Origin of the sequence: Bacillus mobilis (assembly GCF_001884045.1) — a bacterium.
GTDB lineage: Bacteria > Bacillota > Bacilli > Bacillales > Bacillaceae_G > Bacillus_A > Bacillus_A mobilis.
Genome location: NZ_MACF01000071.1, coordinates 84779 through 97629, shown reverse-complemented (window position 1 = coordinate 97629; position 12851 = coordinate 84779). Strand labels below are relative to the sequence as shown.

12 protein-coding genes, 1 pseudogene and 1 riboswitch are annotated in these 12851 nt (G+C 34.0%); of the genes and pseudogenes, 10 read left to right on the top strand and 3 right to left on the bottom strand.

The features are described from left to right. Positions 1-182: 182 nt before the first annotated feature. Positions 183-1412: an aspartate kinase gene (locus BAQ44_RS12400; protein ID WP_071721844.1), complete on the bottom strand. Its 1230-nt coding sequence runs from the start codon at positions 1410-1412 to the stop codon at positions 183-185. A gap of 199 nt (positions 1413-1611) precedes the next feature. Next, positions 1612-1798, bottom strand: a riboswitch (Lysine riboswitch). Between the two features lie 191 nt (positions 1799-1989). On the opposite strand from BAQ44_RS12400, the gene BAQ44_RS12390 reads away from it, so the two are divergent. The 3 genes from BAQ44_RS12390 to BAQ44_RS12380 are packed head-to-tail and all read left to right on the top strand — an operon-like array spanning position 1990 to position 5144. Further along, a complete protein-coding gene (locus tag BAQ44_RS12390; protein ID WP_071721842.1) occupies positions 1990-2898 on the top strand; it encodes a DoxX-like family protein in 909 nt (302 codons plus the stop codon). Between the two features lie 3 nt (positions 2899-2901). Further along, on the top strand, positions 2902-3513 hold the full coding sequence (locus BAQ44_RS12385; RefSeq protein ID WP_071721841.1) for a DUF4166 domain-containing protein: 612 nt from the start codon (positions 2902-2904) through the stop codon (positions 3511-3513). A 5-nt stretch (positions 3514-3518) separates the two neighbouring features. Further along, positions 3519-5144 (top strand): YndJ family protein, encoded by a 1626-nt coding sequence (locus BAQ44_RS12380; protein WP_071721840.1) that lies wholly within the window; start codon positions 3519-3521, stop codon positions 5142-5144. Positions 5145-5171: 27 nt separating this feature from the next. On the opposite strand, the gene BAQ44_RS12375 is transcribed toward BAQ44_RS12380, so the two are convergent. After that, positions 5172-5657 (bottom strand): 8-oxo-dGTP diphosphatase, encoded by a 486-nt coding sequence (locus tag BAQ44_RS12375; protein WP_071721839.1) that lies wholly within the window; start codon positions 5655-5657, stop codon positions 5172-5174. Positions 5658-5826: 169 nt separating this feature from the next. Here BAQ44_RS12375 and BAQ44_RS12370 point away from each other — a divergent pair, with 169 nt between their 5' ends. From BAQ44_RS12370 to BAQ44_RS12355, 4 genes are all read left to right on the top strand, one after another. Further along, a complete protein-coding gene (locus BAQ44_RS12370; protein WP_071721838.1) occupies positions 5827-7062 on the top strand; it encodes an N-acetylmuramoyl-L-alanine amidase in 1236 nt (411 codons plus the stop codon). Positions 7063-7317: 255 nt separating this feature from the next. Then, a complete protein-coding gene (locus tag BAQ44_RS12365) occupies positions 7318-8730 on the top strand; it encodes an S-layer homology domain-containing protein (protein ID WP_071721837.1) in 1413 nt (470 codons plus the stop codon). 146 nt (positions 8731-8876) lie between these two features. Then, on the top strand, positions 8877-10139 hold the full coding sequence (locus BAQ44_RS12360; RefSeq protein ID WP_071721836.1) for an MFS transporter: 1263 nt from the start codon (positions 8877-8879) through the stop codon (positions 10137-10139). 28 nt (positions 10140-10167) lie between these two features. Then, positions 10168-10446 (top strand): hypothetical protein, encoded by a 279-nt coding sequence (locus BAQ44_RS12355; RefSeq protein WP_063263604.1) that lies wholly within the window; start codon positions 10168-10170, stop codon positions 10444-10446. A 19-nt stretch (positions 10447-10465) separates the two neighbouring features. On the opposite strand, the gene BAQ44_RS12350 is transcribed toward BAQ44_RS12355, so the two are convergent. After that, positions 10466-10930 (bottom strand): YozF family protein, encoded by a 465-nt coding sequence (locus BAQ44_RS12350; RefSeq protein ID WP_063263603.1) that lies wholly within the window; start codon positions 10928-10930, stop codon positions 10466-10468. An 82-nt stretch (positions 10931-11012) separates the two neighbouring features. Here BAQ44_RS12350 and BAQ44_RS12345 point away from each other — a divergent pair. The 3 genes and pseudogenes from BAQ44_RS12345 to BAQ44_RS12335 all read left to right on the top strand — a co-directional run. Then, positions 11013-11206, top strand: a pseudogene (locus BAQ44_RS12345) (carbon starvation CstA family protein); the annotation flags it as partial. Between the two features lie 89 nt (positions 11207-11295). After that, positions 11296-12108 (top strand): polyphosphate kinase 2 family protein, encoded by an 813-nt coding sequence (locus tag BAQ44_RS12340; RefSeq protein ID WP_071721835.1) that lies wholly within the window; start codon positions 11296-11298, stop codon positions 12106-12108. 175 nt (positions 12109-12283) lie between these two features. Next, a complete protein-coding gene (locus tag BAQ44_RS12335; RefSeq protein WP_071721834.1) occupies positions 12284-12823 on the top strand; it encodes a PadR family transcriptional regulator in 540 nt (179 codons plus the stop codon). The last annotated feature ends 28 nt before the right edge of the window (positions 12824-12851 follow it).

Below are 12851 nucleotides of genomic sequence, written 5' to 3'. Positions count from 1 at the left end.
ATTTTCCACGATCGGACGCAATCTTTTAATAAGCAGTAAAGGAGTTATGCATATTATTCATGACTAATATGCATAACTCCTTATTTTTATGATTGATTTTTATAAGGTAACTTAAATAGCTTTCTATTAATATAGGAAGGAAATAGATTCATATAATTTGTTTTAAATTTTACTAGTGGAAATTAACTCATCTGCACTAAAGGCTCAATTTTCGCCATAAATGATTGATGCAGCGCCTCGACACCTGTTACTAAATGAAGGCGGTCAATAACGACAGACACTTTAATTTCTGATGTACTTACCATTTTAATATGAATATCTTCTTCTTTTAAAGTAGTGAACATATTCGCAGCAACACCCGGATTAGAGACCATACCAGATCCTACAATTGATACTTTTGCTAAATGATTTTCATATTCTACAGATTCATATTGTAACGTTTCTTGATGTTGTTCTAATACCTCTAATGTTTCTTTTAAATCATTAGAATGGATTGAGAAGGAGAGGTGAACAGTTCCTTCATTTGTAATACTTTGAATGATGATATCTACATTAATATGTGCCGCTGCTAATGTAGAGAAAACTGTTGAAAGTGAACCGTGTTCCAATCCTTTCATTGTGACGCGTGTAATATTATCTTCAAATGCAATACCTTTAACGATTGATTGTTGTTCCATGTTACATTCTCCTTTTACAATTGTTCCATTTTCTTTTTCCATACTTGAGCGAACTTCTAAAACTACATTATGATTTTTAGCAAACTCAACAGCACGCGGGTGTAATACACCAGCACCGAGGTTTGCAAGTTCTAACATTTCGTCATAAGAAATTTCATCTAATTTATAAGCGTTTTTTACAACTCGTGGATCCGTCGTATATACGCCGGTCACATCTGTGTAAATATCACATTTTTTTGCTTTCAGTGCAGCAGCTAATGCAACAGCTGTTGTATCAGAACCACCGCGTCCAAGCGTTGTAATTTCATGGTTGTCACTAACTCCTTGGAAGCCAGCTACAATAACAATCGTACCTTCAGTAAGATAAGATTGAATTCGATCTGTATGAATGTCAGTAATCCGTGCACTACTATGTACAGATTCTGTCGTAATACCAGCTTGCCATCCTGTTAATGAAATCGCGTTATAACCTTTTGCTTGTAGTGCCATCGTTAATAATGAAATAGTTACTTGTTCTCCTGTAGATAGAAGCATATCCATTTCGCGTTTACTCGGATTTTCTGAAATCGCGTTAGCGAGTGCGACAAGTTCATCTGTGCTTTTTCCCATTGCTGAAACGACAGAGACGATACTATGTCCTTGTTCATATTCTTCAATAATTAAATTTGCTACATGTTGAATACGCTCAACACTTCCGACAGAAGTGCCACCAAATTTTTGTACAATCGTTTCCATTACGAATTCCTTCTTTCATCCATTTTTAAGAATAGATTAGGACATATATAAATCCCAATATTCCTGTAGTTACCAGAGAAAAACAAAAAACACCATCTCAAATAAGTGAGGATGGTGCTGTTACAGGAAAAGGGAAACAGAAAACGGAGCTAATAAAAAAACCGCCAAAAAAGGAATATCATAAGAATGATATCTCTTTTTTGTAGATAGCTCTTCATACATACACTTCTGTACATATGACAGTTCTGTTTCTATTCGAAAACAGCCCCAATCGATAAATGCAGAGAAAATTATCGATTTCGGCAATACTTCCTTTCATCTAATTTCATAGACATCTCTGTGTCTCCATTAGAATAATCATAAGTATCGCAACCTCTATCTCACGTTTTAGGCGAGAGTGTTTGATTTATGAAGTTGTTGGTAACATTTGTTTTATAATAATTTAAATTTTTCGGGGAATCAAGTGTTTTGTATAAATTTTAAAAATTCTTTCTTTCTACAGGGAAGTTTGTGAAAAATGTAGCAAAATGAATTCGTTGCATGTACATTAAAAGTATAGTGCATTGGAGGTAGAAGAATGAAGGGAAAAAAGCCTATTTATGTTTCGGCAGAAATGAACACAACAATGGAGAAATTATGGGAATATACGCAAGAACCAGATATACATACAGAATGGGATGCTCGCTTTACTGAAATTTCGTATTTAGAGAAAAAAGAAGGAGAACCGCAGAAGTTTTTATATAAAACAAAAATCGGATTTGGACTTGAAATAGCTGGTGAAGGGGAATCGATAGGTGAAATAAGAAAAGAAACAGGTGAACGGATTTCTTCTTTAAAATTTTGGACAGACAATCAATTATCAATTATTCAAATAGGGCGTGGTTATTGGAAGTATACACCGTGTGAAGAACACATTCATTTTGAGACACAATATGATTATGATACGAGGTTTGGTCGTATAGGGAATGTAATAGATGTCTATATGTTTCGGCCGTTATTGGGCTGGGCGACTGCATGGAGTTTTGATGCTTTAAAATTATGGTTAGAAAAGGGATTGCACCCTAGATTACTAATTAGAAGAACAATGACATATTGGCTCGTATGTTTTTTAATTGCATTTGTATGGATGTATCAAGGAATAGTGCCGAAACTAGTGTTTACTCATTCAGAAGAAGTAAAAATGCTGTCTGTGATGATTGGTTCAACTGAACATAGTATTTTTGTACTTAAAATAATTGGATTACTAGAAATTATTTTTGGTGTCATATGGTTGTTGCCATTTCAAAAGCGAAAAGTATTTATCGTACATATTTTTATGTTAATAGCCTTAACGATAGCAGCAGGATTTACGAATATTGTAAGCTTTACAGAGCCGTTTAATCCAATTACATTAAACGTTTTACTAATGGGGTTATCAATTGTCGGTTATATAAATAGCACGAATTTACCAAGTGCAAAAAATTGCAAAAGGAAGAGAAAGGGATAATGTATGGCTAATATGTATGAAAGAATATTAGGGGATTCTTATAAAAAACTTCATCCGAAATTACAGAAACGCTATGAAATTACGGATGAAAATAGCTTTACTGGAGAAGGGAGGATGGATGAAATTTATGGAGGTTCTATTTTCGTGAAATTAATATTGAAAATAGCATCGAAGTTTAGAATGTTTTTCTCTGAGCGGGGGAAGGAAGTGCCATTTACAATACATAATACCGCTGAGCGAGATGAACATGGAAATGAACTTGTGCGGTGGAATCGTACTTTTTATTTTCATAATAAGAAAAGATACTTTAACGCTATTATGCAGATGGATGAAGAGAATAATGAAATTGTAGATTATTTTGGTGAGCCGCACATACTTGTTTCTACATTGAATTTTCATATTGATGAGGTGGGGGCAATGCATATTTCTTCAAAGAAACAATGGTTTTACATGTTTGGAAGAAAAGTCCCGTTACCTAGATTTTTATACGGAGAGGCCAAAATTGTAGAAAGTTATGATGAAACACTACAATGTTTTCGAATTCATGTACAAGTACGCAATCCGTTAATTGGTTCATTATTTTCATATAAGGGAACATTTGTGGAGAGGAAATAAATGATATGAAAAATATAATAGTTGGGCTTGCTTGTTATATTATTTTTTTAATATGTGAGTGGTCAAATATAAACCCAGTGGAAGCAATTATATTATTATCTATTTTGTTATGTATACCGATGTCATTTTGCATCATTGATAAGAAAACAAGAAATGGATCATATGTATCCTTTTATAAACTAGTATCACTTTTATATCCAATCGCAGCAATTAGTGCAATGCTAGCTTTCGTAACAAATCACTATTTCTTTGCGTTACTTTGGTTTGTATATACAGGAATTGTTGCGTTATTTGGGATAAGTAGATTACTAGAAAGAGGATGGAAACCGTTAGAGGAGACAGCTATCGATAGTGCGTTTATGTATTTGTTTTTAGGTGGTTTCTGGTTTTTTGCTTCTGTAGCAAAGCTTTCCATTATGCACTTTAGTTCCGACATTGTTTTGCTTACAGCTGCACACTTTCATTATTCGGCATTTCTATTGCCGTTATCAGCTGGTTTAATTGGGAGAAAAAGAGAAAAGAGAAGTAAAATATATGATGCTATTATGTTTATCATCGTCATTTCACCTATGACAGTTGCAATAGGAATTACGTACTCAAGAGTATTTGAATTTTTTGCAGTGTTCCTATATTTATGCGCTATTTATGGTTATGGGATCTATGTTTGGCGCACGAAATTTAATGCTATTAGTGCAAAGGTTCTCCTGGTCATATCGTCTAGCACGCTCATGGTAACAATTATGTTTTCACTTATATATTCATATGGGAATTTGAAACATGTAATGACGATTACAATTTCTCAAATGGTTTGGATTCACGGTGTGGTCAATGGAATTGGAGTAGCGTTACCAGCATTTGTTGGTTGGATGATTGAAAAGAGTGCTCCGAATTATAAATATTACGGGAAACCAATGAGCAGCTTAAGAGGAAATACGACAGTTGGAGAAGCGTTTTTACATAACAGGAATTTAATAGATAGCAAGGAATATAAAGGCTTAGTTGATAAAATGAATGAGTTTCATAGTGATGCATTTGACGTGAACAAGATTCCTTTAAGTATTATTCGTTTCTATGAAAATACAAAAGAGTATGAATTACAATCGCATATTAAGTGGGCTCGTTGGTTCCGCCCGGTTGCATTTTGCTATGAGAAAATGAGTCAGCGTGTAGGACAAATACATTTAGGAATGGGCGGCAAGTGGGAAACGATGCATGGCTCTATCATCGGGGTAATAGATGAGAAGGATGGAAGAGAGAATGTAAGGGCTTGGATAAGAAAAAATGAAGCAGAAGAATCTATTTTTGTAGCTCTTTACTCAAAACATACACATGAGAATGAGACATATATGAATATTGCATTGCCTTTACCATATTCGAATATGACGGGGGTTTTAAAATTATGTAATATGAGTAATGATTTAATCATTACTAGTAATCTGAGAAAAAATGGTAAGGGAGATGAGGGGATTTATTTACATACTCGCTACTTTACAATCCGTTTACCGTTAGCAGAGACATTTATTATTAAAGAGGGCGCAAATCAAATGTTAGAAGCTAACCATAAAATGTGGATATTCGGAATCAAGTTTTTAGAAATTGATTATGAGATTAAGAGATTAGAGGAGAAGTAAGAAAAGCTTGGAGAGATTCCAAGCTTTTTATGTATGGGTAATCGTCATAGTAACTTGTTTATTTAAGTCTCGGTCCCAAACACGTTGAATTTCAAACGTACCTTTTTCAAAAAATAATGGGAATCTTTCTTTAAACCAATCTTGCATAGGAAGATTTAGTGCTGTGCCGATTGGTACCCATAATAATTCGCCTTCAGGAGGATTCAAAAGGAGTTCACCTTCAAATGAATTTGTCCAATAGTTAAATACCATATATCGAACGTTTTCTTTCGGATTTACGTATTCATCTAGTCCCTTAAAAGTTAAATTTGACACAAGTAATCCAGTTTCTTCTTCTACTTCTCGCTGAGCAGCTTGAACGATACTTTCTGGAAAATCTACTTTTCCGCCAGGCGCTATGAAACCAGGGAAGCCTAGATGATCGGGGCGCTGTATTAGTAATACTTCGTTTTTTCGCTGAATCATACACATTGTATACATACGGTGCTCTATATCTTTCCAATTGTTGCTCATATGAATCTCTCCTCTTATAAAACCTTATAGTTTTTAACTATAGTTATATATGACAAAAAATACAATAATAATACAAAATTATACAAATTTCAATTGACTATTACTAATTTTCAGAACTATAATTAGTCTGTTATATAAATACATTGTACTTGAGAGGGGAATATATTCTATGAAAAATAGAATAATCGCAGCAGGAGTAATCGCAGCTAGTATATTATCTTATTCATCTAGTAGCTTCGCACAAACAAAAAAATTTCCAGATGTCATAGCTAAACATTGGGCAGAAGATTCTATTTACTATTTAGTAGAGAAAGGTGCAGTTACAGGTAACGATAAAGGAATGTTCGAGCCTGGAAAAGAAATCTCTCGTGCAGAAGCAGCTACAATGATGGCTAAAATCTTAAACTTACCAATCGATAAAAATGCTAAACCATCTTTCGGTGATTCTCAAAACGATTGGTACACTCCATTCATCGCAGCTGTAGAAAAAGCTGGTGTTGTTAAAGGGAAAGGTCCAGGCGTCTTTGACCCAACTGGGAAAATTGACCGAGTTTCAATGGCCTCTCTTCTTGTAGAAGCTTACAAATTAGATTCTAAAGTAAATGGTACTCCAGCAACTAAATTCAAAGATTTAGAAACATTAAACTGGGGTAAAGAAAAAGCTAACATCTTAGTTGAATTAGGCATCTCTCTTGGTACTGGTGAGAAGTGGGAGCCTAAGAAAACTGTAACGAAAGCAGAAGCAGCACAGTTTATTGCAAAGGCTGATTCACTTAAAGTAGGCAATCCTTTAGTAGAAAAGGTAGTTATTATTGATCCTGGTCATGGAGGATTTGATCCAGGGAATCCAGGGCAAGGTGTAGAGGAAAGTAAAATTGTATTTGATACATCTTTAAGATTACAGAAGTTGCTAGAAAAAAATACACCTTTAAGACCTTTGTTAACACGTGAAGAGAACGGAAATCCAGGAAGTAACAGGAATGAATCTCTTGCGAATCGAGTGAAATTTGGTCAAGAGAACAATGCAGATATATTTGTAAGCATTCATGCAAATTCTTCTGAAAATCATGATGGTCATGGAACGGAAACATATTATTATAAAAAATCCAAGCGTGGAGAAGAGACACAGATTGAAAAGGATAGTGAAGTATTAGCGAAGAAAATTCAAACACGAGTAGTAGAAGCACTACATACAAGAGATAGAACTATAAAAGACAATCACTCACTTTATGTAGTGAATAATAATACAGTACCAGCAGTTTTAACAGAGCTTGCCTTTATTGATAATGGTAAATTAGCTAATGAATCAGGAAGACAAATTGCTGCTGAGGCAGTTTATGCTGGGATTTTGGATTATTATGAGTGGAAAGGTTTCGATGTTTCAAAATATCGTTTAGCTAAATAAGAATGTTGATTGCTAAGTCCATCGTCTATATAGAGGTGGGCTTTTTGTGTAAAATTTTGTAATTTTATATCAGGATAAAAAGATATATCGTATTATGCTGATTATGAATAAAATAATGGTAGATTAGTTTATTTTTATCACGTATACTTTTACTGTTGACTAATTAAGAGTTTGTTAGTTTAATAGGGAAAATTATACGATAAAGGGAGGCAAGTTAACACGGGACAAGCATATAGAAAACGTGTTAAACAATTTATGAAAAAAGTTATTTCTAATGTGTTAGCAGTGACAGTCGCACTTCAAGTAGTGATGGCTCCAGCAACTTCGTTTGCATCTACAAAAGAATTTCCAGACGTTCCGAAAAATCATTGGGCACTTGAAGCGATTACTGATTTAGCGTCAAAAGGGGTTATTGCAGGTTACGATAATGGTAAATTTGGCTTTGGAGATGTTGTAACTCGTGAGCAAGTAGCAGCATTAATGTATCGTGCATTAAAACCAGAATTAAAGAGTGATTATAAAAATCCATACGCTGATATTAGCGCAGGAACGACGATGTTCCCAAAAGAAATTTTGGCATTAACAGATATGGGGATTTTCATAGGTGATGGTAAAGGGACGTTTAGACCGAAAGAATCATTAACTCGTGCTGAAATGTCTGTTATTTTGCAAAGAGCATTTAAATTAGAAGTAAAAGCACCACATACATTTAATGATATAGACGCAACATATTGGTGGGCAAAAGAAGCAATTAGTGCATTGCAATCAAATGGTGTATCAGTAGGGAATGGACTTGGAGGATTTGATCCATCAAGTGTATTAACACGTGAGAGCTATGCACAATTATTATATAAAGCGATGCAAATTAAAAAGGATGTTCCTGTTGAACAGCCTTCATATATTAATCTAGATGTTACGTTACCAGCGAACGTAACGGCACTAGAGATTGATAATTTTATTAAAAAATGGCATCCTGACAGTCCTCTTATTGGAACTGGAAAAGACTTTGTTCAAGCACAAAATGAGTATGGTGTGAGCGCGCTATATTTAGCTGCGCATGCAATCTTAGAATCTGCGTATGGTAAATCAGAAATTGCATATCGTAAACATAATTTATTTGGCTTAAGAGCATATGATCGCGACCCATTTGCATATGCAAAATATTTACCATCATATAAGGAAAGTATTTCGTACAATGCTGATTATGTAAGGAAGAACTACTTAGAAGAAGGTGCAAATTATTTCAGCGGTTACACATTACCTGCTATGAATGAAAAGTATGCAACAGATAAAGAATGGGCGGGCAAAATCGCTAATATAATGGAGCGTATTAAACCGTTTAACAAGAAAGATTATGAAAATGTAAAACGATTACCGAAAAATGCTAATACATTAAATGTAGAGGCATTAGGAAAAGAAATTCCATATAAAGATTATGCAAAAGATGCAACAGCTACTGTTCAATTAGTAGGCTCTTACTATCAAGTACCATATCCATTTGGTTATACAATTAAGAGTGTACCAAATGTTACACAAAATGAAGTTGGAAAATTAGAAAATGGTAAGAAAGTAAATGTATATCGTGAAGATCCAAACGGTTGGGTAGAATTTTCATTTGAAAATGCTCAAGAAAAGTATTGGACATTGAAGAAGAACTTAAAATTATAAAATAAAAAAGGTGTTTTCATTTATGAAAACACCTTTTTTATGTTTTTGCCAATAATTTAACAGTTTCATATATAATTAAAAGTATTGAAGATTGAATTTTCTGTTTTATATTTAGTGTTAACTTAATTTGAAAAGAGGAGAGAAGTATGCAAGGAGAAATACGAACAGAGAAACATGTAAGTTATGTCGGTAAATTGTTATTGCCAGTTAAAGCGTCACCACATTTTAAATTTTTATGGATTGGGCAATTACTTTCGACTTTAGGCAGTTCGATAACGATGGTTATTTTGCCAGTCGTTGTGTATTCATTAACTGGTTCAACAGTTGTAATGGGAATGACTATGGCAATGTACATGCTTCCTAATATTCTTGCGTTACCGTTTGCTGGATTAGTAGTAGATCGAATTGATCGAGTGAAATTAATGTTACTTACAGATATAATCCGTTGCACATTAATGCTATTATTTGCAATGCTTATATTTATGGATGTTTTAACAATTCCACTTCTATATGTACTCGTAGCATTATATGGGCTTATGGAAGGGATATTTCAGCCAGCATATGCGGCTGTAAGGGCGAAAGTATTTGTACCGGAAATTCGAAATGCAGCTAATGCATTAACGCAAATGAGTAATCAAGGTATACGACTAATTGGACCGGCTCTTGGAGGATTGATTGTTTCAGTTGCATCTGCCGGAATAGGATTTGGACTGGATGCAGTAACGTATTTGCTATCATTTTTATGTTTATTATTTTTAAGAGAAATAAAGTTTAAAAAAGTAAAACCCATTGAAAAGAGACAAATCGATTACAAACAAGAGTTTATGGAAGGTGTTTTCGTTTTAAAAAATCATCCGTGGCTATGGATTACAATTTTAGTTTTTTCTTTCATTAATATTTGTTATGCAGGAATTATCGTCGTATTAATTCCGTGGTTATTTAATGTTCATCATCATTTTGAAGCATACGTGTATGGATTAGGAATGGCATCTTCTGGTGTTGGAGCTGTAATTTCCGCGCTAATATTTGGCGGGAGGGAACGGTGGCATAAGCGGGGATTACTTGCCTATGGTGGTGTATTAATAAGTGGTTGTGCGCTTTTAATAATGCCGTTTATTGCTTGGGCACCTGCATTAATTGGATTAATGGCAATTGAAGGGTTCGGTATGATGATATTTGGACTCATTTGGGAAACAAGTTTACAAGAGCTTGTGCCAGAAGAAGCATTTGGAAGGGTGGCAAGCCTTGATATGCTAGGTTCATTTGCTTTATTGCCACTAGGTTATGTAGTTGTAGGATGGTTAGCTACTGTCATAGGTGGCGAGATAACGATTATAACACTAGCTATATTAGTACTTGTAACAATTGGAATAGCGTTATGTGTGCCAAGTATTCGACGATTTGATTGATGATATAAGGGAAAGGAGAATAACTTATATGATTATAGAAAACTTGAACGACATAGTAGCAAAGGAATTGGACAGCGAATACACTTTGCAGGAAAAGATCTTTGAAGCAAAAAATTTCACAGTCTATATCGTTATCCGTAGAGAACATACGCTAACATATAATCAACTAGTATTATTAAAACATCTTTGTAACGAAAAGCCTTCTGTACATATTTGGCATAAGAAAATTAGCACCGAAGCAACAGAACTGGAAATCACAAAAGAGGTAACAGAAGCGATTCAATATGGTTTTGTAAATGAAGAGTAAGCCATAATCAAATTAGGGCTTACTCTTCATGGAATACAAATGTTTGTTTCATTTGTTTCCCTTCATTTACCGGATGACCGTTGTAAGAGAAATTGTTTTCTTCCCAAGTGATGACGACTTTGAAATTATGGCTGTGAAAGTCTAAAGGGAATAAGATGTAGTCAAAGCTTGTCTGACTTTTTGAAACGTTGTTATGTAATGTAGTAGGGTTAAAAGTAGCTTTAGAGGTAGGGGTGTTATCAACGATTTCTACAGCTACGTTTGATACATCATTACCGATGTTTTTTACAAGTAAACGATATGTACCATATACACCTTGTTTTGGCTGCACTGCTTGCTTGTTTGCGTTATGGGATTTATCAATTTCGATATACCACTGTTTTGACTTTGATTCAATTGGTAGTGATTGAAATGTGTATGCACTAGCTTGTATTGGCAATGCTAAACAGATTAGTGCAAAGAGAGAAAATATTTTTCTTTTCATTTTTAGAGAGCCACCATTCTGTAACGGATTTATTTATTATTATCTTCTCTTTATGTGAGTATATACCATATAATGTAAGGTGATATTTGTGACAATCATGAATATAATTTATATTTTAAATGCAAAAATTGCTTTTAACATTCAGTTAAACACATCTTATATGGTAGGTGCGGGGGGAATACCGTTATATTAACGGCTGTATTCTTTATGAAAGCTGTGAAAAATAAAAATGAGAATATTGAAGTAGATGTGCAATTAGAGAAGGAAGCTGTGTAGAGATTTTTCTACACAGTTTTTTCTAATTTGAAAAAATTCCCAAAAATATGTTAAAATAACATTGTTATACAACAAGGGGGATTTGTTTTATGGAAAATGGACATCTTGCTAAAGTAGATGTAATGAAAAGAATTGAATCGAAATCTAAGTACAATAAGAAACTTGAAAAATATCAAAGGCGCTTATTAGCGTTACAGCAAATTGTAAAAGAAGAAAAAATTGCAGTTATGCTCGTTATGGAAGGCTGGGATGCTGCTGGAAAAGGTGGAGCGATTAAGCGAGTAACAGAGCACCTTGATCCACGCGGGTTCCAAGTAAATCCAATTGGAGCACCAGCGCCTCATGAAAAACGGTACCATTACTTGCAACGTTTCTGGCGGAAATTACCTCAGTACGGGCAAATTACTATTTTTGATCGCTCATGGTACGGCCGTGTGTTAGTTGAGCGTGTTGAAGGTTTTGCTACAAAGGAAGAGTGGACGAGAGCGTATGATGAGATTAATGATTTTGAAAAACTATTAACAGATGATCATTATATAATCGGGAAGTTCTTCTATCATATTAGTAAAGAGGAACAATTAAAGAGGTTTAAAGATAGAGAGAACAACCCTTTGAAAAAATGGAAAATTACAGACGAAGATTGGCGCAACCGTGAAAAATGGGATGAGTATGTTGAAGCGATGGAAGACATGTTTGAAAAAACAAATAAGCCAAATGCGAAATGGCAAATTATCGCGAGTAACGATAAATTATACGCTCGTTTGAAAACGTTGAAAGTGATTATTTCATTAATTGAGGATTACCTTTTAGAACATAATATAGAATTACCTTCGTATTATTATGAAATAAAAGAAGGTAAGACAGAAGGATTTGAGGCGAATCAAGATGTAGTTGTAAAATAGTACAAAGTTTACATATGAAATATAAAGTAGAGTTACCCTGTAATTTTAGATAACAAAATTACAGGGTATTTTTATTTAGAAACATTTTACAATTAACAAAAAAAGTTATATAATCAATAATCATATTAACATTGTTAATATGATTATTGATTATATAATATGTGGGGGTCTTATTTTGAAGGGAAGAGATGTTGTTTTAGGTTTGTTAATGGGAAAAGAAATGTCTGGTTATGATATTAAAATTGTGTTTGAAGACGTATTTACTCACTTTTTTGATGGGAGTTTTGGAATGATTTATCCAACGTTACGACAGTTGGAAAAAGAGGGGAAAATAAAAAAAGAGGTTATTATGCAAGAAGGAAAACCGAATAAAAAAATGTACTTTATTACAGATGAAGGACGTGAAGAATTTTATCAATACATGCAAACAGATGTAGAGAAAGATGTTTTACGTTCAGATTTTTTAATGAGGATGTATTTCGGTAATTATAGCGATGACAAGGCGATAAAAAAATGGATTGAGGACGAGATTGAAAGGAAAGAGGTATACATTGCGGATCTTCGTTTGAAATATGAAAAGTGGAGAGAGGGTATTACTTTTGTTGAGGAAATTTCACTCGATGTAGGTATCGCATCGTATAGTGCTCAAGTAGAGATGTTGAAAAGAAAACTAGAGCAACTAGAAGCAAAAGAACACAATAAAATGGAAGAATGAAAAATCCGTTCATAATAAATAAAGGGGT

Excerpts from the sequence above, each read along its gene's own strand:
- BAQ44_RS12400 (WP_071721844.1), bottom strand. The coding sequence starts at position 1,412 with ATGGAAACGATTGTACAAAAATTTGGTGGCACTTCTGTCGGAAGTGTT.
- BAQ44_RS12390 (WP_071721842.1), top strand. The coding sequence starts at position 1,990 with ATGAAGGGAAAAAAGCCTATTTATGTTTCGGCAGAAATGAACACAACA.
- BAQ44_RS12385 (WP_071721841.1), top strand. The coding sequence starts at position 2,902 with ATGGCTAATATGTATGAAAGAATATTAGGGGATTCTTATAAAAAACTT.
- BAQ44_RS12380 (WP_071721840.1), top strand. The coding sequence starts at position 3,519 with ATGAAAAATATAATAGTTGGGCTTGCTTGTTATATTATTTTTTTAATA.
- BAQ44_RS12375 (WP_071721839.1), bottom strand. The coding sequence starts at position 5,657 with ATGAGCAACAATTGGAAAGATATAGAGCACCGTATGTATACAATGTGT.
- BAQ44_RS12370 (WP_071721838.1), top strand. The coding sequence starts at position 5,827 with ATGAAAAATAGAATAATCGCAGCAGGAGTAATCGCAGCTAGTATATTA.
- BAQ44_RS12365 (WP_071721837.1), top strand. The coding sequence starts at position 7,318 with ATGAAAAAAGTTATTTCTAATGTGTTAGCAGTGACAGTCGCACTTCAA.
- BAQ44_RS12360 (WP_071721836.1), top strand. The coding sequence starts at position 8,877 with ATGCAAGGAGAAATACGAACAGAGAAACATGTAAGTTATGTCGGTAAA.
- BAQ44_RS12355 (WP_063263604.1), top strand. The coding sequence starts at position 10,168 with ATGATTATAGAAAACTTGAACGACATAGTAGCAAAGGAATTGGACAGC.
- BAQ44_RS12350 (WP_063263603.1), bottom strand. The coding sequence starts at position 10,930 with ATGAAAAGAAAAATATTTTCTCTCTTTGCACTAATCTGTTTAGCATTG.
- BAQ44_RS12340 (WP_071721835.1), top strand. The coding sequence starts at position 11,296 with ATGGAAAATGGACATCTTGCTAAAGTAGATGTAATGAAAAGAATTGAA.